A 21,796-nucleotide genomic window follows, 5' to 3' on the forward strand; every position below is an offset into this window, starting at 1 on the left:
AGGATCGTGCGGGCTGCGATGCCCGCATCATAGCCTGATCCGTCCCCAATTTTCAGGGCGAGGTGCCCTCGCTCACCGCGAAGATGCGGCGATGCTCGCGGATGGCGTAGCGGTCGGTCATGCCGGCAATGTAATGGGCGATCAGCCGCGACTGGTCGCCGCCATGGCTGGCCTGGTACTGCGGCGGCAGCAGGCGCGGGTCGGACATGAACGCCTGGAACAGGTCGCCGACGATGCGCTGGGCCTTGGCCGACATCCGCATCACCAGGTAGTGCCGGTACAGGTGCCGGAACAGGAAGCGCTTGAGCGCCGCGGCTTCCTCGTGGATCTGCGTACTGAAGCCGACCAGCGGGCCGGCAGCCCGCACCGCGTCGATATTGCGCGGGTTGGCGTCGGCGATATTGCGGCTGGTGGTTTCGATCAGGTCGACGATCAGCGTGTTGATCATGCGCCGGACCGTCTCGTTGATGGCGCGCCGGCCATTGATGCCGGGGAAGGCCTCGGTCACCTCGGCGCGGTGGCGGCCCCACATCGGCACCTCGTCGAGCTGCTCCAGCGTCAGCAGCCCGGAGCGCAGGCCGTCGTCGATATCGTGGTTGTTGTAGGCGATCTCGTCGGCAAGGTTGGCCAGTTGGGCCTCCAGCGACGGTTGCGTGCCCTCCAGAAAGCGCCGCCCCAGCTCGCCCAGCGCCGACGCATTGACGCGCGAGCAATGCTTGAGGATGCCCTCGCGCGTCTCGAAGGTCAGGTTCAGGCCGTTGAAGCCGCCGTAGCGCTCTTCGAGCTCGTCGACCACCAGCAGGCTCTGCAGGTTGTGCTCGAAGCCGCCGTGGTTCTTCATGCACTGGTTCAGCGCGTCCTGCCCGGCGTGGCCGAAGGGCGTGTGGCCCAGGTCGTGCGCCAGCGAGATCGCCTCGACCAGGTCCTCGTTCAGGCGCAGGTTGCGCGCGATCGAACGGGCGATCTGCGCCACCTCCAGGCTGTGCGTCAGCCGAGTGCGGAACAGGTCGCCCTCATGGTTGACGAAGACCTGGGTCTTGTACTCGAGCCGCCGGAACGCCGTGCTGTGGATCACGCGGTCGCGGTCGCGCTGGAATTCGCTGCGCGACAGCGACGCGGGTTCGGCGTGCACGCGCCCGCGCGTCTGCGCGGAGCGGGCGGCGTACGGGGCGAGGTGGCTTTCAAAGTCGGTCATGCAGCGCGTCCGGTGGCTGGGTCGGGGTGGCGAGGCATAACCGATCGGTCAGGCGACCGGTGCCTCGGTGGGAGGTTTCAGCACGGCGTGGGCCAGCGTCGCGCGCAGATCCGCGTCCGGCACGCTGGTGATGAACGCCTCGCCGAGCTTCTTCAGCAGGATGAACTTGATGCTGCCGGCCTCGGCTTTCTTGTCGACCTTCATCAGTTCGATATAGCGGTCGGCGCCCAGTTCCGGCGCCACCACCGGCAGCATCGCCGCCTGCGTCAGCGTGCGCACGCGCGCCAGCGTCTCGATATCGATAAAGCCGAGCCGGTGCGACAGGTCGGCGGCCATCACCATGCCGCAGCCCACCGCTTCGCCGTGCAGCCAGGCGCCGTAGCCCATGCCGGCCTCGATCGCGTGGCCGAAGGTATGGCCGAAATTGAGGATGGCACGCAGCCCGCCCTCGCGCTCGTCCTGCGCCACCACGCCCGCCTTGATCTCGCACGAGCGCTGCACGGCAACCGCCATCAGTTCCGGGTCGCAGGCATTCAGTGCCTGGATGTTGCGCTCGATCCAGGCGAAGTAATCGGCGTCGGCAATGGCGCCGTGCTTGATCACCTCGGCCATGCCGGCGGCCAGTTCGCGCGGCGGCAGCGTGCGCAGCGTGTCGATGTCGGCGATCACCGCGTTGGGCTGGTGGAACGCGCCGATCATGTTCTTGCCGAGCGGGTGGTTGATGCCGGTCTTGCCGCCCACCGACGAATCGACCTGCGCCAGCAGCGTGGTCGGCATCTGGACGAAGGGCACGCCGCGCATGTAGCAGGCGGCCGCAAACCCGGTCATGTCGCCGACCACGCCGCCGCCCAGCGCCACCAGCGTGGTCTTGCGGTCGGCGCCGGCCTGCAGCAGCGCGTCGAAGATGCGGTTCAGCGTTTCCCAGTGCTTGAAGGCCTCGCCGTCGGGCAGCGTCACGGTGCGCACGGTCTTGCCCAGCGCCGCCAGCGCGGCCTCGACCCGCGCCGCATAGAGCGGCCCGACGGTTTCGTTGGTGACGATGACGGCGTGCTGGCCGCGCACATGCGGGCGCAGCAGCTCGGCGTTGTCGAGCAGCCCGGTGCCGATATGGATGGGGTAGCTGCGCTCGCCCAGGTCGACTTCAAGGGTAATCATGGATTGGGGTCCTGCGCCGGCGGCCCGGCATCGCCCGCGGGCGGCGACGCCGGCTGCGGGGGATCGATCCGGAAACCGGCCATTTCAAGTTGCATCAACACCATATTAGCAAGCTGCGCCACCGAGGGCTTGCCGGTTTCGATGATGAAGTCGGCGACTTCGCGGTACAGCGGATCGCGCTCGGCGTACAGCGCCTCGAGCTTGCCCTTGGGGTCCTCGGTCTGCAGCAGCGGCCGGTTGCGGTCGTGCCGGGTGCGCAGCCACAGGTCGTGCGGGCTGGCGCGCAGGTACACGACCGTGCTGCGGGCCTTCAGCACCTCGCGGTTCTCGGCGCGCAGCACCGCGCCGCCGCCGGTGGCCAGCACGATGCCCTGGCGCTGCGCCAGTTCGCGGATCATCGCGGCCTCGCGGTCGCGGAAGCCGACCTCGCCCTCGAGCTCGAAGATCACCGGGATGCGCACGCCGCAGTGCGCCTCCAGCTCGTGGTCGGAATCGAAAAACGGATAGTGCAGGCGCCGCGCCACCGTGCGGCCCACGGTGGTCTTGCCGGCGCCCATCAGGCCGACGAAAAAGAGGTTGGGTCGATCGGATTCGGGGCGCTCGGCACCGGATCGTTCGGCTTCGCGCCGATCCGGCGCCTGGCGCTGCGCCGCCGGCCCTGTCGCTGAGGCTGTCACGGGACTGTGGTTCGGGAGCGCGGCATGCGGGCCGTCCTCCCCGGTTGGGAACTGCATCATCTTCTTATGTTGTGGCGCGGCCGGCAAGTGCCGAATGCGGCATAGACCGCATTTCCTGCCGTCGCGCCGGCATTCTGGCCCGGCGGTTCGCGGCGCGCGGCGCAAAAAAAGGCCGCATCGGTCGATGCGGCCTGCCAGTCTACTGTATCCGGCGCCCCGACCCTACCTGAGCGATACGCTTTCGTTGAGGATGCGCGGGGTCAGGAACACCAGCAGCTCGGTCCGGTTGCGGACCTTGGCGTTGTTCTTGAACAGGTAGCCGAGTACCGGGATATCGCCCAGCAGCGGCACCTTGTCGACATCGGTGGACTCGGTCTGGGTATAGATGCCGCCGATCACCACGGTGCCGCCGTTCTCGACCAGCACCTGGGTCTGCACGTGCTTGGTGTCGATGGCAAAACCCGAGGTGGTCTGGATGCCCACGCTGTCCTTGTTCACGTCGACGTCGAGCAGCACATTGCCTTCGGGCGTGATCTGCGGCGTCACCTCGAGCTTCAGGTTGGCCTTGCGGAACTGCACCGAGGTGGCGCCGCTGGACGTGGCCGCCTGGTAAGGCAGTTCGGTGCCCTGCTCGATCAGCGCCTTGATGTTGTTGGCCGTGACCACGCGCGGACTGGAAATGATCTTGCCCTTGCCGTCCGCCTCCAGCGCCGACAGCTCCAGCGCCAGGAAGCGCGTGGCGGCGCTGTTGAACAGGCTCACCGCGATATTGGCCGGGTTGGTGCCGTTGATGGATCCGGCCGGCAGGCTCAGGAACGGGCCGTTGTCGGAGGTCGAGCCCGGCAGCACGTTGTTGTAGGTGTTGCCGACGCGGGCATTGTTGTACTGCCCGGCAAAGCCCAGCTTGACGCCCAGGTTGCGGCTGAAGGTATCGGTGGCCTCGACGATGCGGGCCTCGATGATGACCTGGCGCACCGGGATGTCGATCTTGCCGATAAAGTTCTGCACCTCTTCCAGCTTGGAAGCGATATCCGACACAAAGAGCTGGTTGGTGCGCGCATCGGCCGTCAGCGAACCGCGCCTGGACAGCATGCGCGTGCTGGCACCCGCCGCCCCGGCGGACCCGATGGGCGCGATGGGCGCGGCCGCGCCGCCGCCGGCGCCCATGCCCAGCAGCATCCTGCGCACGTCCTCGGCGCGCTGGTAATTGAGCTGGAACACCTGGCTGCGGATCGGCTCGAGGTCGTTGATCTGCTGCTGCGACTCGAGCTCCAGCTTTTCCTTGGTCTGCAGCTCGGCCTTGGGCGCCACCCACAGCACATTGCCGTTGCGGCGCGAGGCCAGCCCCTTCGCATCCATCACGATCTGCAGCGCCTGGTCCCACGGCACGTCCTTGAGCCGCAGCGTGAGGTTGCCCTGCACGCTTTCGCTGGTGATGATGTTCAGGTTGGTGAAGTCGGCGAACACCTGCAGCAGCGAGCGGATGTCGATGTTCTGGAAGTTCAGCGACAGGCGCTCGCCGCGGTAGCCCGGGCCGCTGATCAGCTTGGTCGGGTCTTCCCTGACCGGGCGGACCTCGACCACGAACTGGGTGTCGGTCTGGTACGAGCTGTATTCCCAGTTGCCGCGCGGCTCGATGGTCAGGCGCGCGTTGCCATTGGCGTCGGAGGCACGCATGCCCTGCACCGGCGAGCCATAGTCGCTGACGTCGAAGTGCCGCCGCAGGTTCTCCGGCAGCGTGGTGCCGAGGAAATCGACCACCACGTTCTTGCCCTGTTGCGCGATATTGATGCCCGACTCGCGCGAGGACAGGTCGACCACCACGCGCCCGGCGCCGTCGGCGCCCCGGCGGAAGTCGATCGCGCGCACCGACGGCCGCCCCGCCGCGGCGCCAGGCGCCGTCGCGGCCGGCGCGAAGGTCGGCGCGGCGCTCTTGGCCGCCGGCGCCACGTTATCGAGCGACACCACGAAGACATTGCCGCGCTGGTCGGTGCGATAGGTGGCACTGCGCGTCAGGTCGAGGATCACGCGCGTGCGGTCGCCGATCTGCATCACATTGGCGGCCTTGACCAGCTTGCCGCCGTATTCATATTGCGCGCGCCGCTCGGCAAAGCCGGTATCGAAGAAATCGATCGCGAGCCGTGCCGGGTTCTGCGTGGTGAAGTCCGCCGGCTTCTGCGCCAGCGGCCGTTCCAGCTCGACCACCAGCACGGTCTGCTCCCCGGTCGTGCTGACGTCGACCGACTTGATCCGGTTGCCCTGTGCCAGCGCCTCCGGTGCGCCAAGCGCAAGCCATAGCGCCAGCGCGGTGGCCACGGTCCTGACCACGGCGCCCGCGCGCGCACGATACCAGCGCGCGGGGGTCATGCCGCCACGTCCAGCTTCAGGCTGGTCATTTTCTCTTTCCACTCGGATACCCCCTCCCGGACCAATTCGCGCAGCACGATCTCCTGATCGGTGATGCGGACCACCCGGCCATAGCTCTGGCCGAGATACTGACCCACCTTCACATGGTGGATCTTGTTATCAACACGGACGATGCCGAAGGTTTCCCCCTGCTTCTTCATCATCCCGAGCATCTTGAAGTTTTCGAGCGGATAGTCTTCCAGCGGCTCGCGGCGCCGGCCGGCTTCGGGCGAATCGGCCAGGGTCTTGTTCAGTTCGCCGATCTTGGCCTGCGCGAACGGCTCGGGCGCACTGGCCGCGGCGTATTCGCGCGGCACGTAGGGGCGGGCGTCGGGCACGGGCTCGGGCGGCTTGGCGCGGGCGCTGCGGGTGGCGTCCATCCACTGGCGCAGCGCGTCCTCGTCGCTGGCGCCGCAGGCGCCCAGCAGGCCGAGCGCCAGCGCCGCCGCCAGCGTGCGCCGCGACGCGCTCCGGGCCAGGGCGCGGGTTCGAACGATGCGGCTCATTTCGCGCCTCCCGCCTTGGCTGCAGCCGCGGCCGCGGCGGCCTTGCGCTGCGCCGCCTGTTCTTCGGCATCGAGCGCGCGGTAGGCCATCGCCACCGCCTCCATCGACAGCCCGCCCTCCTTGGTATTGGCCAGCTGCAGGTTCTGCATCGACACGATCCGCGACAGCGCCGCGACGTCGGCGTTGAACTGCGCCACCTCGTGATAGCGCCCGGTCACGCGCAGGTTCACCGGGATCTCGGCAAAGTAGGGCTTGATCACCGCCGCCTGCGGCTTGAACAGCTCGAACTGCAGCCCGCGCGCGACGCCGGCATGGTTGACGTCGGCCAGCAGCGCATCCATTTCCGTCTTGTTGGGCAGTTGCCGCTCCAACAGCGCCACGCGCTGCTCGACCTGCTTCTTCTGCTCGCGCAGCGCCTCGAGGTTGGCGACCTGCGCCACCTTGGACTGGTACGCCTGCTTCAGGCTTTCCTGCTCCTGGCGCTGGCGCTCGAGTTCGTCGAACTTTGCACTCCAGTAGAACTGCCAGCCCAGCAGCAGCACCACCGCCGCGGCCAGCACCGCGAACAGCACGCGCGGCGCGGCCGGCCAGGTCTCCGGCTCGTTCAGGTTGAGCCCGCGGAACTGGCTGGTCAGGTCAGCCAGGTCGATTTCGGTATTGAGCGCCATGGTCAGGCCTTTCCGGCCGCGGGGGCGGGTGCGGTTACGGGTACTGTTGCGGGTGCGGCGGATGGCGCCGAAGCGCCCGGCGCAGCCCTCTTGCCGTCGGCCGGGGCCTCCGGCGCACGGTACGCAAAACGCATCGAGAAATCGAACAGCCGGCGCTGCTCGCGCAGGTTGTTGGTCATGGTGACCGCCTTGGACTCGACCAGCTCGGCCTTGTCGAGCCAGGCCACGCCGCCCAGGTTGCGCAGCAGCTCCGAGATACGTTCGTTGGACTGCGCCACGCCGGCGATGGTGAAGGCCTCGCCGGCCTGCTTCAGGCTGGTCAGGTAGACGCCTTCGGGCACCTGCCGCACCAGTTCCTCGAGCAGCTGCACCGGGCGGTTGCGCTCGGTCTGCAGGCTCTCGACGGCCTTCTGGCGCTGCAGCAGCGCGTCGATGTCCTTCTTCAGCGTGTTGACCTCGCGGATCTGCCCGTCGAGCCTGGCGTTTTCCGCGCTCAGCACCTGGTTGAGCGCCACCACGGACGCGATGCGCCCGTCGATATAGACCCCGCCCAGCAGCACCACGGCCGCGCCGGCCCCCGCCGCTGCGCCAAGCATGGTGAAGACCTTCTTGCGCCGCGCCGCCTTGCGGGCTTCATGGTAGGGCAGCAGGTTGACCGAAGGCAGTGTGTTCGTTGACATCTGTTGCCTCCGGTGCGTTATTGCAGGCCGCGCAGGGCCAGGCCGGCACTGACGATATACGCCGGCAGGTCGCGCTGCAGGTAGCGCTCATTGACCTTGGCGTTGGTCGCCATGTTGGCGAACGGATTCGCCAGCGTGGTGGTGATTTTGGTCTGGTGCTGGATCGCCGCCTGCACGCCGAACAGCGAGGCGTGCCCGCCGGACAGCAGGATCTCGTCGACCCGGCCCAGGCTGGAACTGGCGATGAAGTTGCCGATCGCTGACTGCACTTCCATGGCGAGGGCATCGAGCGATGGCTTGAGCAGCTGCGCGCGCCAGGCCTCGGGCAGCGTGTTCTTGCGCTTCTTGATCTCGGCCTTGAGCGCGTCGAGCGTGAACATGCGCGCCGCGCTTTGCGTGAGCTGGTCGCCGTAGCTGTTCAGCGGCTGTTCGTACAGTTCTTTCCAGCCCTGGTAGAAGATGGCCTTGGAGCGGCTGCCGCCCAGGTGGACCACCGCCACCACCGGCAGCGCGCGCGCGTCGGCCTCGGACATCTCGTGCGGCACGCCCAGCATCTGCACGATCGAGCGCTGCACCGCGTATTCCTCGACGTCCATCACCTGCGGCTTGAGGCCGGCCATTTCAGCCGCGGTCACGCGTTCCTGCACGCGGTCGCTGTTGGCCGCGGTCACGCGCACGCCGATGCCGCCCTCGGTCTCGCTGGGGCCGATCACGGCGAAGTCGAAGTTGACCGCCTGCGACGGCGGATAGAGCCGGTGCGCCTCGGATTCGACCTGGGAATAGAGTTCGTCTTCGGACAGGTTGTCCGGCAGGCTGACCGTCTGCGATTCGGTCAGCATGGAGGGAACGCCCAGCACCACGTCCTTGGAGCGGATGCCGGCCTTGCCGAGCGCACGCCTGAGCGCGATCCCGACTGCCTCGATGTTGATGACGTTGCCATCGGCAACGGCATTGCGGTCCAGCAGTTCGCTGGCGCATTTTTCCAGCCGGTAGTCTTGCCTGCTGCCCCCCACGGAGAGCTCGACTACCTTGACACTGGACGACCCGATATCCACGCCGACCGTAGTCCGGCGCAGAAGCCCCGACAAAATGCCCCGACGCAAGGTGACCCCCTGACTTTTGAACTCGCCCCTGGCTTGAACGCTCTAATCGGGCGAGCCTAGTTTCTTGAATGAAACGTCTGCTTTTTATGTTGGCCGATTCTCACAAAATCCAGCATTGGTGGCAACGTGCCGAACTGGGCCGAACTTGTTTTTGAGAAGGCCCTCATCAATCCGTTGTCAAAACCCCACGGTCGTCGGGTTCCCTTCCATGCCTGCCTGTGCCGCGCGCTTCCCCCGTAGTGGTCCCCAACGTCGCCCTGCACGCCGGCATCCGTGGCCTTACATCTTGTAACAGCGCGATAGCGGCGCCCCCGCCACTGTGCGCCCGGGCCGGCCGATGCCGGAAGATATAATCGCGGGCACCCCTGACTAGGTATTTCCCTTATGGCCACAGCACAACACAAGCCGCCCCACCCTGCCCGCCGTTCGATCTGGACGCGGCTCATGTTCTGGGCGGTGGGACTGGTTGTTGCCGGTGCCGTCGTGATTGCGCTGCTGCTTGGCTACGCGCTGCTGGTGGCCGCGCCCAACCTGCCTTCGCTGGACACCATCACCGACTACCGGCCCAAGATTCCGCTGCGGATCTACACCGCCGACAATGTGCTGATCGGCGAATTCGGCGAGGAGCGGCGCAACTTCGTGCCCATCGCCGAAATCCCCGACGTGATGAAAAAGGCAGTGCTGGCGATCGAGGACGACCGCTTCTACGAGCACGGCGGCGTCGACTTCGTCGGCGTGATGCGTGCCGGCCTGGCCAACCTGCGCGGCGGGCTGTCGCAGGGCGCCTCGACCATCACCATGCAGGTGGCGCGCAATTTCTTCCTGTCCAGCGAGAAGACCTACACCCGCAAGATCTACGAGATGCTGCTGGCGTACAAGATCGAGGCCAACCTGAGCAAGGACCAGATCCTCGAGCTGTACATGAACCAGATCTACCTGGGCCAGCGTGCCTACGGCTTTGACAGTGCCGCGCGCGTGTACTTCGGCAAGTCGGTGCGCGATGTGACGCCGGCCGAGGCGGCGATGCTGGCCGGGCTGCCGAAGGCGCCGTCGGCGTACAACCCGGTGGTCAATCCGCGCCGCGCCAAGGTGCGCCAGGAATACATCCTGCAGCGCATGCGCGACCTGCGCTACATCACGCCCGAGCAGTACGACGAAGCCGTGCAGGCCGAGCTGAAGGTACGCACCGAAGGCAACGAGTTCTCGACGCACGCCGAATACGTCGCAGAGATCGTGCGCCAGCTGATGTACGCGCAGTACCGCGAGGAAACCTACACGCGCGGCCTGACGGTCTACACCACGCTGACCAAGACCGACCAGGACGCCGCCTATGAAGCCGTGCGCACCGGCATCATGAACTACGAGCGCAAGCACGGCTACCGCGGTCCCGAGGCCTTTATCGACCTGCCCTCCGACCCGGCCGAGCGCGAGCAGGCCATCGACGATGCGCTGGTCGAGCACCCGGGCAGCGGCGACCTGCGCTCGGCCGTGGTCACCAGCGTGTCGCCCAAGCAGGTCAAGGCGACGCTGCTGTCCGGCGAAGTCGCGACCATCGAAGGTTCGGCGCTGCGCTTTATCGCGCCGTCGCTGTCGGCCAACGCGCAGCCCAAGATGAAGATGCGCCCGGGCGCGGTGATCCGCGTGACGCAGGACGACAAGAACAACTGGTCGGTGACGCAGCTGCCCGAAGTGGCCGCGGCGTTCGTGTCGATCAACCCGCAGGATGGCGAGATCCGCTCGATGGTGGGCGGCTTCGACTTCAACCGCAACAAGTTCAACCACGTGACCCAGGCCTGGCGCCAGCCCGGTTCCAGCTTCAAGCCGTTCATCTACTCGGCGGCGCTGGAAAAGGGCTTCTCGCCGGCCACGGTGATCAACGACGCGCCGCTGTCGATCGGGCCCGATACCGGCGGCCAGGTGTGGGAACCGAAGAACTACGACGGCCGCTTCGAGGGCCCGATGACCATGCGCCGCGCGCTGGCCAAGTCCAAGAACCTGGTCTCGGTGCGGATCCTGCGCGCGATCGGCACGCAGTACGCGCAGGACTACATCACCCGCTTCGGCTTCGAGGCCGACAAGCACCCCGCCTACCTGCCGATGGCGCTGGGCTCCGGCGCGGTGACGCCGCTGCAGATGGCGGGCGCCTACTCGGTGTTCGCCAACGGCGGCTACCGCGTCAACCCTTACCTGATCCAGAAGGTGGTCGACGCGCGCGGCAACGTGATCTCTGAAACCCGTCCGCAGCGCGCCGGCACCGACGCCGTGCGCGTGCTAGACGCCCGCACCGCCTTTATCGCCGACACCATGCTGCGCGACGTGGTGCGCTACGGCACCGCCAACAGCGCCAAGCAACGCCTGGGCCGCAACGACCTGGCCGGCAAGACCGGCACCACCAACGACGCCGTCGATGCCTGGTTCGCCGGCTACACCCCCAACCTGGTGGCGATCGCCTGGATGGGCTATGACCAGCCCAAGAGCCTGGGCGTGCGCGAGACCGGCGGCGGCCTGGCGCTGCCGATCTGGGTCGGCTACATGAGCAAGGCGCTCAAGGGCGTGCCGGAATCTCCGGAACGGCCCGCGCCCGAAGGCGTGCTGATGGTGGGCGGCGACTGGACCTTCGAAGAGAACGCCGGCGGCGCCGGCGTGGCATCGGTGGGCCTGGGCGATCCGTGGCCGGGCAAGCCGGAGGAGTCCTCCACCCCGCCGGTCGATACCGAGTCCGAGAAACGCAAGATCCTGGAAATGTTCGGCGGCGCCTGAACGGGCTCGCCAGACAGCAGAAAGCCGGCCGCGAGGCCGGCTTTTTTTTTGCGCTCGGGGACCCGCCCCGGAATGCCGGCTTCAGTGCAGGCTGAGGCTGGCGCCCGCCTGCTCGCTGACATAGCCCGACAGCGCCGCGTACAGCTCGCCGCCGTTGCGCGTATCGACCCAGCGCTCGCCCTCGCGGCGGAAGTGGAAACCGCCCGCGCGCGCGGCCACCCACAGTTCCTGCATCGGCGCCTGGCTGTTGATGATGATCTTGGAACCGTTCTCGAATTCCAGTTCCATCACGTTGCCGGTGCGGCTGATTTCAATGTCGGCATCGGCCGCGTCGGCGGCCGCCTCGACCGCGGCTTCGATGCGGTCCAGCTCGCGCGTGGCCAGGGCCAGGAACTCGCTTTCGCTCAAGGGGGGCATGCTAAACTCCGAGACCGCCGTTGCCGCCGCTGCCCGGACCGGGCGTACGTGGCGCGAACGGCTTTTTTTGTTAAGAATCCTCCGGATGGCCGGCCATCGCGCCGGGCCCTCCAACGCCTTGCCAACAAGCCAAAAGGACGACCCGATGCTGCGTCGTGTTGCGATTGTATCGGCGTTTGCCGCCGCCCTTGCGATGCCCCTGCTGGGCGGATGCGGTATCCGCGGGCCGCTGACCCTGCCCAAGGTGCCGCCCGAACCAACCCCGCCGACCGTGCCGGATCCTGGGCTGGGCCGTGCCGATGCCGTGCCGCCTGCAGCGGCCACGCCGGCACCGGCATCGTCCCCCGCCGCCCCCACCACCCGATAACCATGACCGCATTTTTCCATCGCCAGGACGGCGCGCTTGCCGTCGAGCAGGTGCCGCTGGCGCGCATCGCCGCCGAGTTCGGCACGCCGACCTACGTCTATTCGCGCGGGGCGCTGACCGCCGCGTACCAGGCCTACGCCGCCGCCTGCGCGGGCCGCAAGGCGCAGGTCCAGTACGCGATGAAGGCCAACTCCAACCTGGCGGTGCTGCAGGTGTTCGCCCGCCTGGGCGCGGGCTTCGACATCGTCTCGGGCGGCGAGCTCAAGCGCGTGCTGGCCGCCGGCGGCGATCCGCGCAAGGTGGTGTTCTCGGGCGTGGGCAAGAGCGCCGCCGAAATGGAACTGGCGCTGGCGCAGGACGTGCGCTGCTTCAACGTCGAGTCGATCCCCGAGCTGGACCGCCTCAATGAAGTGGCCGGCCGCGCCGGCAAGCGCGCGCGCGTGTCGCTGCGCATCAACCCCGACGTCGACGCCAGGACCCATCCCTATATCTCCACCGGCCTGAAGGGCAACAAGTTCGGCATCGCCTTCGAAGACGTGCTGCCGACCTACCGCGCCGCCGCCGCGCTGCCGCACCTGGCGGTGACCGGCATCGACTGCCATATCGGTTCGCAGATCACCGAGGTCGAGCCCTACCTGGAAGCGCTGGACAAGGTGCTGGACGTGGTCGAGGCGCTCGAGCGCGAAGGCATCAGCCTGGAGCACATCGACGTGGGCGGCGGGCTGGGCATCACCTACACCGACGAGACCCCGCCGGACATCACCGGCTTCGCCACCACCCTGCTGGAGCGCGTTGCCGCGCGCGGCCATGGCCATCGCGAGGTGCTGTTCGAGCCGGGCCGCTCGCTGGTCGGCAACGCCGGCGTGCTGCTGACACAGGTCGAGTTCCTCAAGCCGGGCGCGGCCAAGAACTTCTGCATCGTCGATGCCGCCATGAACGACCTGGCGCGCCCGGCCATGTACGAGGCCTACCACCGCATCGAGCCGGTGGCGCTGCGCGATGGCGCGGCCGTGACCTACGACATCGTCGGCCCGGTGTGCGAATCGGGTGACTGGCTCGGCCGCGACCGCGCGCTGGCGGTGCAGCCCGGCGACCTGCTGGCGGTGATGTCGGCCGGCGCCTACGGCTTCACCATGAGTTCCAACTACAACACCCGCCCGCGCGCCGCCGAAGTGATGGTCGACGGCAGCAAGGTGCATCTGGTGCGCGAGCGCGAGCTGGTCGAAGACATGTTCCGCGACGAGCGCCTGCTGCAGGACTGAGCCCCACAGGCCCGGCCCGCCGCTGCTTACGCGGCGGGCTGGCGCGTCCCCGCGGCTGGCTTGCGCAGCCGCCACCACACCCGCATCCCCAGCAGCACGAACACCACCGCGGCGTAGATCGAGACCTCGCCGAAGTCGTTCTTGCCGGCCTTGTGCCACCAGTAGTGCAGGATGGCCAGCACCGCGATGGCATAGACCAGCCGGTGCAGCGCCTGCCAGCGCTTGCCGCCGAGGCGGCGCACCATGCCGTTGGTCGAGGTCAGCGCCAGCGGCACCATCAGCATGAACGCGGTGAAACCGACCGTGATGAAGGGCCGCTTGTACACGTCCTTGATCATGTAGGCGAGGTCGAAGCCGCGGTCGACGCCGATCCACAGCAGGAAGTGCTGCAGGCCATAGAAGAACGCGAACAGGCCCAGCATGCGCCGCATCCGGATCAGCCAGTTCCAGCCGGTCAGGCGGCGCAGCGGCGTGATCGCCAGCGTCAGGCACAGCATCACCAGGGTCCAGGTGCCGGTGGAACGCGTGACGAATTCGAGCGGGTTGGCGCCGTATTGTCCGGTCGCGCCCAGGTACAGCAACCGCACGAACGGCAGCAGCGCCAGCACCCAGATCACCAGCTTGAGCGCGCGCACCCGCTGCGGCGACAGCGTGGCCTGGCCGGCGGGCTTGCGTGCCGCTGCCGCGGCCGCGGGGGAGGAGGTAGCCATACGCTCGCCTTGCATCAGAAGAACTTCTTCAGGTCCATGCCCTGGTACAGCGCCGCCACCTGCTGGCCATAGCCGTTGAACGGCAAGGTCTTCCGCTTGGGCGCGAACAGCGCGCCAAAGCCGCTGCCGCGCTCTTCGCCGATGCGGCGCTCGGTGGCCTGGCTCCAGCGCGGATGGTCGACGTCCGGATTCACGTTCGAATAGAAGCCGTATTCCTGCGGCGCGGCCAGGTTCCAGCTGGTCGGCGGCTGCTTGTCGACAAAGCGGATCTTCACGATCGACTTGGCGCTCTTGAAGCCATATTTCCACGGCAGCACCATGCGCACCGGCGCGCCGTTCTGGTTGGGCAGCACCTCGCCGTACAGGCCGAAGGTCAGCAACGCCAGCGGATGCATGGCCTCGTCCATGCGCAGGCCCTCGCTGTACGGCCAGTCGAGCACGCCGCTGCTAAGCCCGGGCATCTGCTTCTTGTCGGCCAGCGTGATGAACTGCACGTACTTCGCCCCCGGCTGCGGCTCGACGCGGCGGATCAGTTCGGCCAGCGGATAGCCGATCCACGGGATCACCATCGACCAGCCCTCGACGCAGCGCAGCCGGTAGACGCGCTCCTCCATCGGCGCCAGCTTTGTCAGCTCGTCCAGGTCATAGACCTTCGGCTTCTTCACCAGCCCTTCGACCGCCACCTGCCACGGACGCGGACGCAGCGTGCCGGCGTGGCGCGCCGGGTCGGACTTGTCGGTGCCGAACTCGTAGAAGTTGTTGTAGGTGGTCACGTCGTCGTACGGCGTGCGCTTCTCGGTGATGACATAGGCGTTGTTGGGCGTGGCGGGCAGCCGGGCGCCATGCTGCCCTTGCGCGAAGGCCTGGCGCGCGAACCACGGCGCCAGCGTGCCGCCGGCGGCACCGGCGGCAGCGAGCGCCAGCATGCGGCGGCGCGCTTCGAAGACATGGCGCGGCGTGATCTCGCTGGCGGCAATGTCGCCGCCGCGCAGCCATTTGGGGGAAGGAATCAGCATGGTTTGCCTCGGTTGCCTCGGTTGCCCGGTCGTGCCGGCGCCGGCGGCGCCGCGTGCTTGCAGGATTGGACTCCGGGCTTGGTCGTGGAGTGCTGGCCAGTCCTGACAGTTTTTTGTGATGGGGTCGAAATGACGCAGGCCTGCGCCGGCCATGTGCCGCAAGCGCGGTGCAGGTGCGTTATCCGCCTTGGTATTGCTGGTACACCACCTGCGCCAGCGTCAGCAGCCGGGCGCGTTCCAGCGGCCCCGCCAGCGCAAAGCCCAGGTCACGGTCGATCCAGTAGAACGCCATCATCGGGTCGCGGCCCGGCGCTCGCCGCCGCGCGCCCTCGCCCGTCATGCGCTCGACGCGGAAGCCGGTATCGGGCGTGCCCTGCGCCATGCGCCGCAGCTGCAGCGACAGGCGCGTGCCGTCGTCGGCTTCATACATCAGGATCGCCGACGGGCCGCCCTCGGCCACGCCCAGCCGGCCGCCGATCAGGTGGAAGCCCTGGGCGCGCAGGTCGGGCACCTGCAGCGCCGTGCCCAGGCGCCGGGACAGCCAGGCGACCAGGTGGGCCTCTTCGGTCGCGGCGACTTCGACCGGGTGGCGCATCTCGGGGGCGTAGACCGCGTGCGTGGCGAGCGCCTCGCGCGCAAAGCGCTCGCCGGGTGCCAGCACCAGCGTGCTGCCGCCAAGGCGGTCGTGCGCCAGCCAGCCCAGCGTACCGCCGACGGCCAGCAGCGCGACCGACGCGCAGGTGGCCGCCAGGGCCATGGTCCAGCGCGGCCAGGGACGGGCGCCATCGCGCCGGCCGTCGCGGCCGCTCTTGCGTCCCTGGTCGCCGTGCAAAGCCGGCGGCAAGGCCGCCAGCGGCACCGGTTCGTTGAGTACGGGGTCGAGCGCGCGGTGCAGCGCCTCGGCCTGCCGGCGCCAGGCGGCAACCTGTGCCGCCGCGTCCGGGTGCTGCGCCAGGTAGGCCTCGACGGCGGCACGGCGCGCACCGGCCAGCTGGCCGTCGGCATAGGCGTGGAGATCGGCTTCGTGGATGCCCGCCATCATTTCACCCGTTGCAGCGCATTGGCGGCCGTGGGGGTTCGTGTCGGCGCCGCGCCGTCGAGCAGCCGCCGCATCTGTTCGCGTGCCCGCGCCAGCCGCGACATCACCGTGCCTGGCGGGATGTCGAGCACGCGCGCGGCCTCGGCGTAGGTCAATTGTTCCAGGCTCACCAGCAGCAGCACCGCGCGCTGCGGCTCGGGCAGCTGCGCCAGCGCCTGCGACAGGTCGCGGCGCAGGCCCGGGTCTTCGGCGGGGCCGCTGACCTCGGGCAGGGTGTCGGTGGTCACCACCAGGTCATTGCGGCGCAACGCGTTCAGGCGCAGGCGGTGCATCAGCGTCAGCAGCCACGGCAACAGGCCATCGGCGCCGTCGCCCCACCACGCGCCGGGGCGCAGGCGGAAGCGCCAGCGGTAGCGCAGCGCGCGCTCGAGCGTGTCCTGCACCAGGTCGTCGGCCAGCGCCGCGTCGCCGGTGAGGCCGCGCGCATGGCGCCGCAGCCGCGGCGCCAGCGCAACGAGCTGGCCGTCAAACCCTTCCATGCCGGGGTGGCCGTGGTGGTTGTGGTGGCTCTGGGGGTGGCTGCCGCCGCGTCAGGGCTTGGCCACGTGCCAGACGTTGTTGACGTTGTCGCCGGTGCGGTCGCCCGGCTTGGCGTCCTTGGCGAAGCGGTACAGCGGCTGGCCGCGGTAGGCCCACTGCTTGCTGCCGTCGTCGCGCGTGATGATGGTGTACTGGCCAGAGCCGCTGGTGCCCGGGGCCGCCATCAGCGGCGGCCAGTTGGTCGCGCAGGGGCCGTTGCAGGCGCTCTTGCCGCTGCCGGCGGTGTCGCGGTCAAAGGTGTACAGCGTCAGGCCCTGCGGATCGGTCAGCACGCCATTGGTCACCTTCACCGTGGGCGGCAGATTGCCGGCGCTGCCGCCGCCCATGCCCATGCCGGCACAACCGGCGAGCAGGACGGCCGCGCAGCCGAGCGCGAGCGCGCCGGGACGAACCAGGGATGCAGCAGCGTTACGACGCAGACTTGCCATGATCTTGTTCTCCATGCAATTCGGCGCCGCCAGCCGGCACCGTCCCTCCAGTAAACACTGGATGTGATCTCTTTATTCCCAAAGCGGCCAAAAAAATTGAAAAAGTCGAAAAAAAACCTGCCCGGAGGCAGGTCTTTTGCATTGCAGCATGCGCGCGTCAGAGTTCGCCGTAGCTGTGCAGTCCCGACAGGAACATGTTCACGCCGAGGAAGGCAAAGGTCGTCACCAGCAGGCCGACCAGCGCCCACCAGGCCGCCACCGTGCCGCGCAGCCCCTTCATCAGCCGCATATGCAACCAGGCCGCGTAGTTCAGCCAGACGATCAGCGCCCAGGTTTCCTTCGGGTCCCAGCTCCAGTAGCCGCCCCAGGCCTCGGCCGCCCACAGTGCGCCCAGGATGGTGGCGATGGTGAAGAAGGCAAAGCCGACCGCGATGGCCTTGTACATCACGTCGTCGAGCAGCTCCAGCGACGGCAGGCGCTCGGCCAGGATGCCGCGCTGCTTGAGCAGGTAGGCCACCGCAACCATCGCCGCCAGCGCAAAGGTGCCGTAGCCGATAAAGTTGGCCGGCACATGGATCTTCATCCACCAGCTTTGCAGCGCCGGCACCAGTGGCTGGATTTCCTGCGCATTGCGGCTGACCGTGTACCACAGCAGGAAGGCCACCGCGGCCGATACCACCAGCATCACGAACGGGCCCAGCGCGCGCGTGGCGTAACGGCCTTCGTAGTACAGGTAGAACAGCGACGTGATCAGCGTGAACAGCACGAAGACTTCGTACAGGTTCGAGATCGGGATGTGGCCGATGTCGGCGCCGAGCAGGTAGGACTCATACCAGCGCACCAGCATGCCGACAAAGCCGAGTACCACTGCCGCCCAGCACAGTTTGCTGCCGATGCTGTAGCCCGTACCCGAGCGCGTGGCCAGCCCGACCCAGTAGAACAGCGTCGACAGGAACACCAGCGCGCTCATCCACAGGATGGCCGACTGGCTCGACAGGAAGTACTTGAGGAAGAAGGCCTGGTCGGCACGCGCCAACTGGCCCTGGTAGAGCTGGATCGCGAACAGCGACAGCACCGCCAGCGCCACCATCAGCGGCCGCACCGGCTTCCAGTGCCAGCCGAGCAGCGCGAAGGTGGGCACTGCGCCGATCAGCACGGCCTTGTCGTAGCCGTCCATCCATTGCCCGTATTGCGCCAGCGCCACGCCGGCGCCGGCGGCCAGCGCCAGCGCGAACAGCCAGTCCACCCAGCTCAGCCGGCGCAGGAAAGAGGGTTCGAGGTAGGCCTCGTCGGCGCCGCTGTCGGCGTGCGGAGTGCCGCGCATGGCGGGACCGGCCTGGTTCACATTAGAAGACATAGCGTACCTGCTCGATTCAGTGGGGAGTGCCGGCGGGCTCATGGGCGGCGCTGCGGCCGCCTGCGGCGCGGCCGATGTCGTCGCGCAGTGCCGTGAATTCCTTCTCGAAATCCATGGTGCGGCGCTGGGTCGACATCGCCATCAGCACATGGCTGCCGGCATCGCCGTCGCCGGTGTCGCCCGCGGCAGACTGGTCCGCGAGCTTGTCTTTCACCCAGATCCAGACCCGGCGCTCGCGGATATAGAACATCGCGAACACGCCCAGCACCAGCAGCAGACAGCCAAGATACACGATGTTCTTGCCCGGCGCACGGGTCAGCTGGAACACGCTGGCCTTGATTTCCTGGAAGTCGTCGAGCTGCAGGAACACCGGTGCGCCGTAGAAGAAACTATCCGACAGCGCATTGATGGCCTGCTGCAGGAAGGCGCCGCTCTGCGCGCTGTTGGCCACCACCGGCAACTGGTCCTGCGCGCGCGCGAGCTGCCACAGCTCCCACATCGAACCGTTCAGGATCTTCAGCAGCACGTCGGCGGCCTTCTGCTGCTCGGCCGGCGGCACCGACTTTTCCAGGAAGGCGGCGATGGCGGTGAAGCCGCCCGGCGGCGAGTCCGGCGTGGGGCGCGTCGCACCCGCGAACAGGTCGAGCGCACGCAGCGCGCTTTCGGCCAGCTGCCGGCGCAGCTCGGCCTTGTCGTCGCCGGGCATCGACGCCAGCGCAAAGCGGCGCGCGGCCTCGCCGCGCAGCGCGCGGTCCTGCAGCGCGGCGCGCAGGCGCATCCAGTCGGCCACGCTGCCCTGGTCGTCGGCGGGAATGCGCAGGTAGCGGAACGGCTCGCTGGGCGACTCGCGCATGCCGGCCAGGAACACCGACTGGCCGTCCATCTGCACCGGCACCATGTAGTTGTTGTACTCGCGCGCCTGTCCGGTGCGATCGCGCAGCTTGTACTGCACCGACGGGCCGACATTGCGCAGGGTCTTGGCGCGGTCGGTGCTGGCGGCCGCGCCGAGATGCTGGTCCAGCGTTTCGTTGAAGGACTTGCGCGCCACGCCGCGCGCATCGGGCTTGCCCGAGGCATCGGTGACGTTCTCGATATTCATCAGCCGGAAGTCGCTGAACTCCACCGTCAGTCCGTCGCTGTCCGCGCTGGTGCCGGTGCCGGCCAGCGGCTTGTTGCCGCCCACCGCGCCGTCGATGGTAAAGGTGGCGTGACCGCTGCCCTGCATCGGGTAGCCGACGAACTTCAGGCGCGAACCGCCGTCCTCGAAGCTGGACTGGTAGATGGCGATGCCGTCGATGATCAGCGGCTCGTTCACCTTGATGGTGGCCTCGGTGCGCTTGCCGGTGGCGCGATCGGTCACGATCACGTCCGAGGCAAACAGCTTGGGCATGCCGGTCTCGTAGAAGTCGACCTTGAACTTCTTCAGCGTGATCGCGAATGGCAGATCCTGCACCAGCGCTCCGTCGGCAATGTTGAGGATGGCGGTGGAGACGGTCGAGCCCTCGGGCACGTAGGCGTTGCCGCGGAAGCCGGGGTTGTTCACCGACAGCCGGTGCTGCGGCGGGATCTCGCTGATCACCGCGTTGCCGCGGATCGGGGTCTTGTCGCCCAGCCACATCTGCGCGCGGATCAGCAGGTCGCCGTCGAGCAGCCCGCCGATGCAGATCACCACGATGGCGGTGTGCGCCAGGATATAGCCGACCTTGTTGGCGGCGCCGGCCTTGGCCGCCAGCAGCGTGGCGCCGTCATGCTCGACCGCCTTGACGCGGTAGCCGCGGTTGCGCAGCAACGCCGTCAGCCGGCCGATAGCCTCGGCGCGCGGTCGCGCGCCGTCGAATTCGCCGCGATGATGGAAGGCGCGCAGGCTGCGCTCGCGCACATGGTCTTTCCACGAGCGCATGTCCGCGATCATCTTGGGCGCGTTGCGCACCAGACACAGGCTGGTCGACACCACCAGGAACGCCAGGATCAGCAGGAACCACCACGAACCGTAGACCTTCTGCAGCGACAGCGTGTGGAACACATCGGCCCAGAACGGCCCGAACTGGTTGACGTAGTTGGGATATGGCTCGTTCTGCTTGAGCACGGTGCCGATCACGCTGGCGATGGAGATCACCGTCAGCAGCGCGATCGCAAAGCGCATCGAGGACAACAATTCGACCGCGTCGCGCAGCACGCGGTGAGAGGTCTTCAGGTGCAGCCCTGAAGTGGAAGCGGTCGACATGTGCAGTGAAACCTAAAACAGCGTACGGCCTGGAAATGAATAAAGGGTGGACATGCTTTGGCAAGCAGGCCACCCTTTTCGATTGTGACAAGCGCGTTCGGTTGCATGACTGGCCGCGCCATCCGGCGGCGGCCGCTCAACCGATGCGCCGGCGCGCAAAGGCGCCAGCGTCGCGGAATCCCGGATCGTCAGCGAACCCCGGCGACGTAGTCCGCCACCGCCTTGATCTCGGCATCCGACATCTTGGCGGCGATGGTCGTCATGACCGGGTTGTTCTTGCGGGTGCCCTGGCGGAATGCCACCAGTTGTGCCTCGGTGTAGTCGGCCCACTGGCCGCCGATGCGCGGATACTGCGCCGGAATGCCTGCGCCGGCGGGGCCATGGCAGGCAGCGCAGGCCGGCACGCCCTTGGCGGCGATGCCGGCGCGGTAGATCTTCTGGCCGGCTTCGATGCTGTCCTTGTTCTTGGCGGTGGCCGGCTTGAGCGATTGCTTGGCCAGGTAGGCGCCGACGTTGCGCATTTCCTCGTCGGTCAGCACCGACGCCATCGGCACCATGATCGCGTTGCTGCGGGTCTTGGCCTTGAAGTCGGCCAGCTGCTTGTGCACGTACTCGGGATGCTGCGCGGCCAGCTTGGGATTGGCGGCGGCCGCGCTGTTGCCGGCGGCACCGTGGCAGCTCAGGCAGGCGGGCACATTGCGATCGGGGGCACCTTGCGTGTACAGCGTTTCACCCTTGGCCGGGTCCGCCTTCGGCGCGGCCTGCTCTGCGGCAGATGCCAGACCGGAAAGGGCGGCGGCAGGAACGGCCAGAGCCAGGACACCCAGAATCTTCGCAATGCGGTTCATTCGCACACCTTCTCTGAATTGTTTTGGATACCGTGATGCGTGCCGCTCCGGCGCTTTGCCGGCGGTGAGGACGCGCCGGTGCAAAAGGCTGGGAATCGTGGCGACCCGCGTGCGGCTGACCGATCCGCGCAACGCTGGCCGTGGCGGCAGACCCCGCCAGCCCGCGCCCGCCGCCGCCGCACCGTCCGGTGCAACGCGCAATGCGGGGCAAGGCCTTGCCCACGATGGAACGACACACTAGGCTTCCCGCCCGGACGACGGCAGCCGAGGCACGCGGCATGGATGCCACGCGTCACCCGCTCAGGAGACCGTAAACCGGCGTATTGTACAATAAGTTATGTGCCGGATTGATGCCTTGCGCCTTGTCGTGCCCGCTTC

The 21,796-nt window shown here is 67.8% G+C and carries 19 protein-coding genes; 2 read left to right on the forward strand and 17 right to left on the reverse strand.

From position 1 onward, the window contains the following. Positions 1 to 52: 52 nt before the first annotated feature. The 8 genes from A2G96_RS21005 to pilM form a co-directional block, all read right to left on the reverse strand. Positions 53 to 1,195, reverse strand: a complete 1,143-nt coding sequence (locus A2G96_RS21005; protein WP_062801942.1) for a deoxyguanosinetriphosphate triphosphohydrolase — start codon at positions 1,193 to 1,195, stop codon at positions 53 to 55. 48 nt (positions 1,196 to 1,243) lie between these two features. Next, entirely contained in the window at positions 1,244 to 2,350 is a 1,107-nt protein-coding gene (aroB, locus tag A2G96_RS21010; RefSeq protein ID WP_062801943.1) for a 3-dehydroquinate synthase, read from the reverse strand. Then, on the reverse strand, positions 2,347 to 3,027 hold the full coding sequence (locus A2G96_RS21015) for a shikimate kinase (protein ID WP_417926418.1): 681 nt from the start codon (positions 3,025 to 3,027) through the stop codon (positions 2,347 to 2,349). Before A2G96_RS21015 ends, aroB begins: the two co-directional genes overlap by 4 nt. A 222-nt stretch (positions 3,028 to 3,249) precedes the next feature. Further along, entirely contained in the window at positions 3,250 to 5,394 is a 2,145-nt protein-coding gene (gene pilQ, locus A2G96_RS21020; protein WP_062801944.1) for a type IV pilus secretin PilQ, read from the reverse strand. Further along, positions 5,391 to 5,939 (reverse strand): pilus assembly protein PilP, encoded by a 549-nt coding sequence (locus A2G96_RS21025; RefSeq protein ID WP_062801945.1) that lies wholly within the window; start codon positions 5,937 to 5,939, stop codon positions 5,391 to 5,393. Before A2G96_RS21025 ends, pilQ begins: the two co-directional genes overlap by 4 nt. Beyond that, positions 5,936 to 6,607 (reverse strand): type IV pilus inner membrane component PilO, encoded by a 672-nt coding sequence (locus tag A2G96_RS21030; RefSeq protein ID WP_062801946.1) that lies wholly within the window; start codon positions 6,605 to 6,607, stop codon positions 5,936 to 5,938. The genes A2G96_RS21025 and A2G96_RS21030 overlap by 4 nt, the downstream gene beginning before the upstream one ends. A gap of 2 nt (positions 6,608 to 6,609) precedes the next feature. Next, on the reverse strand, positions 6,610 to 7,287 hold the full coding sequence (locus A2G96_RS21035; RefSeq protein ID WP_062801947.1) for a PilN domain-containing protein: 678 nt from the start codon (positions 7,285 to 7,287) through the stop codon (positions 6,610 to 6,612). 17 nt (positions 7,288 to 7,304) lie between these two features. Continuing rightward, positions 7,305 to 8,375: a type IV pilus assembly protein PilM gene (gene pilM, locus A2G96_RS21040; protein ID WP_174549321.1), complete on the reverse strand. Its 1,071-nt coding sequence runs from the start codon at positions 8,373 to 8,375 to the stop codon at positions 7,305 to 7,307. Positions 8,376 to 8,774: 399 nt separating this feature from the next. On the opposite strand from pilM, the gene A2G96_RS21045 reads away from it, so the two are divergent. Continuing rightward, a complete protein-coding gene (locus A2G96_RS21045; RefSeq protein WP_082819027.1) occupies positions 8,775 to 11,150 on the forward strand; it encodes a penicillin-binding protein 1A in 2,376 nt (791 codons plus the stop codon). Between the two features lie 81 nt (positions 11,151 to 11,231). On the opposite strand, the gene cyaY is transcribed toward A2G96_RS21045, so the two are convergent. Then, a complete protein-coding gene (cyaY, locus tag A2G96_RS21050) occupies positions 11,232 to 11,567 on the reverse strand; it encodes an iron donor protein CyaY (protein ID WP_062801950.1) in 336 nt (111 codons plus the stop codon). A 369-nt stretch (positions 11,568 to 11,936) separates the two neighbouring features. Here cyaY and lysA point away from each other — a divergent pair, with 369 nt between their 5' ends. After that, the gene (gene lysA / locus A2G96_RS21055) at positions 11,937 to 13,196 is read left to right on the forward strand and encodes a diaminopimelate decarboxylase (RefSeq protein WP_062801951.1); all 1,260 of its coding nucleotides are present in this window, start codon (positions 11,937 to 11,939) and stop codon (positions 13,194 to 13,196) included. A 26-nt stretch (positions 13,197 to 13,222) separates the two neighbouring features. Here lysA and msrQ read toward each other — a convergent pair whose 3' ends face one another. From msrQ to A2G96_RS21095, 8 genes are all read right to left on the reverse strand, one after another. Continuing rightward, a complete protein-coding gene (msrQ, locus tag A2G96_RS21060; protein ID WP_062801952.1) occupies positions 13,223 to 13,906 on the reverse strand; it encodes a protein-methionine-sulfoxide reductase heme-binding subunit MsrQ in 684 nt (227 codons plus the stop codon). Positions 13,907 to 13,920: 14 nt separating this feature from the next. Next, complete coding sequence (gene msrP, locus A2G96_RS21065) at positions 13,921 to 14,922, reverse strand: protein-methionine-sulfoxide reductase catalytic subunit MsrP (RefSeq protein WP_062801953.1); 1,002 nt, start codon at positions 14,920 to 14,922, stop codon at positions 13,921 to 13,923. A 178-nt stretch (positions 14,923 to 15,100) separates the two neighbouring features. Then, on the reverse strand, positions 15,101 to 15,964 hold the full coding sequence (locus tag A2G96_RS21070) for an anti-sigma factor family protein (protein ID WP_062801954.1): 864 nt from the start codon (positions 15,962 to 15,964) through the stop codon (positions 15,101 to 15,103). Beyond that, positions 15,961 to 16,500, reverse strand: coding sequence for an RNA polymerase sigma factor (locus tag A2G96_RS21075; RefSeq protein WP_062801955.1), 540 nt, complete (start codon positions 16,498 to 16,500; stop codon positions 15,961 to 15,963). Before A2G96_RS21075 ends, A2G96_RS21070 begins: the two co-directional genes overlap by 4 nt. Positions 16,501 to 16,551: 51 nt before the next feature. Beyond that, positions 16,552 to 16,989: a COG4315 family predicted lipoprotein gene (locus A2G96_RS21080; protein ID WP_026164031.1), complete on the reverse strand. Its 438-nt coding sequence runs from the start codon at positions 16,987 to 16,989 to the stop codon at positions 16,552 to 16,554. 157 nt (positions 16,990 to 17,146) lie between these two features. Next, on the reverse strand, positions 17,147 to 18,313 hold the full coding sequence (gene ccsB / locus A2G96_RS21085; RefSeq protein WP_150124222.1) for a c-type cytochrome biogenesis protein CcsB: 1,167 nt from the start codon (positions 18,311 to 18,313) through the stop codon (positions 17,147 to 17,149). A gap of 49 nt (positions 18,314 to 18,362) precedes the next feature. After that, the gene (locus tag A2G96_RS21090) at positions 18,363 to 20,570 is read right to left on the reverse strand and encodes a cytochrome c biogenesis protein ResB (RefSeq protein WP_062801957.1); all 2,208 of its coding nucleotides are present in this window, start codon (positions 20,568 to 20,570) and stop codon (positions 18,363 to 18,365) included. 188 nt (positions 20,571 to 20,758) lie between these two features. Beyond that, positions 20,759 to 21,418 carry a c-type cytochrome gene (locus tag A2G96_RS21095; protein WP_062801958.1) on the reverse strand — a complete coding sequence of 220 codons (660 nt, stop codon included), beginning with the start codon at positions 21,416 to 21,418 and terminating at the stop codon, positions 20,759 to 20,761. Positions 21,419 to 21,796 lie beyond the last annotated feature (378 nt).

This window comes from Cupriavidus nantongensis, assembly GCF_001598055.1.
GTDB lineage: Bacteria > Pseudomonadota > Gammaproteobacteria > Burkholderiales > Burkholderiaceae > Cupriavidus > Cupriavidus nantongensis.

What these genes read in the sequence shown, in the direction of transcription:
- A2G96_RS21025 (WP_062801945.1), bottom strand. Translation starts at nt 5,939, where the DNA reads ATGAGCCGCATCGTTCGAACCCGCGCCCTGGCCCGGAGCGCGTCGCGG.
- A2G96_RS21035 (WP_062801947.1), bottom strand. Translation starts at nt 7,287, where the DNA reads ATGTCAACGAACACACTGCCTTCGGTCAACCTGCTGCCCTACCATGAA.
- A2G96_RS21095 (WP_062801958.1), bottom strand. Translation starts at nt 21,418, where the DNA reads ATGAACCGCATTGCGAAGATTCTGGGTGTCCTGGCTCTGGCCGTTCCT.
- aroB (WP_062801943.1), bottom strand. Translation starts at nt 2,350, where the DNA reads ATGATTACCCTTGAAGTCGACCTGGGCGAGCGCAGCTACCCCATCCAT.
- A2G96_RS21070 (WP_062801954.1), bottom strand. Translation starts at nt 15,964, where the DNA reads ATGATGGCGGGCATCCACGAAGCCGATCTCCACGCCTATGCCGACGGC.
- ccsB (WP_150124222.1), bottom strand. Translation starts at nt 18,313, where the DNA reads ATGCGCGGCACTCCGCACGCCGACAGCGGCGCCGACGAGGCCTACCTC.
- A2G96_RS21045 (WP_082819027.1), top strand. Translation starts at nt 8,775, where the DNA reads ATGGCCACAGCACAACACAAGCCGCCCCACCCTGCCCGCCGTTCGATC.
- msrP (WP_062801953.1), bottom strand. Translation starts at nt 14,922, where the DNA reads ATGCTGATTCCTTCCCCCAAATGGCTGCGCGGCGGCGACATTGCCGCC.
- cyaY (WP_062801950.1), bottom strand. Translation starts at nt 11,567, where the DNA reads ATGCCCCCCTTGAGCGAAAGCGAGTTCCTGGCCCTGGCCACGCGCGAG.
- A2G96_RS21005 (WP_062801942.1), bottom strand. Translation starts at nt 1,195, where the DNA reads ATGACCGACTTTGAAAGCCACCTCGCCCCGTACGCCGCCCGCTCCGCG.
- A2G96_RS21030 (WP_062801946.1), bottom strand. Translation starts at nt 6,607, where the DNA reads ATGGCGCTCAATACCGAAATCGACCTGGCTGACCTGACCAGCCAGTTC.
- A2G96_RS21075 (WP_062801955.1), bottom strand. Translation starts at nt 16,500, where the DNA reads ATGGAAGGGTTTGACGGCCAGCTCGTTGCGCTGGCGCCGCGGCTGCGG.
- msrQ (WP_062801952.1), bottom strand. Translation starts at nt 13,906, where the DNA reads ATGGCTACCTCCTCCCCCGCGGCCGCGGCAGCGGCACGCAAGCCCGCC.
- A2G96_RS21090 (WP_062801957.1), bottom strand. Translation starts at nt 20,570, where the DNA reads ATGTCGACCGCTTCCACTTCAGGGCTGCACCTGAAGACCTCTCACCGC.
- pilQ (WP_062801944.1), bottom strand. Translation starts at nt 5,394, where the DNA reads ATGACCCCCGCGCGCTGGTATCGTGCGCGCGCGGGCGCCGTGGTCAGG.
- lysA (WP_062801951.1), top strand. Translation starts at nt 11,937, where the DNA reads ATGACCGCATTTTTCCATCGCCAGGACGGCGCGCTTGCCGTCGAGCAG.
- A2G96_RS21080 (WP_026164031.1), bottom strand. Translation starts at nt 16,989, where the DNA reads ATGGCAAGTCTGCGTCGTAACGCTGCTGCATCCCTGGTTCGTCCCGGC.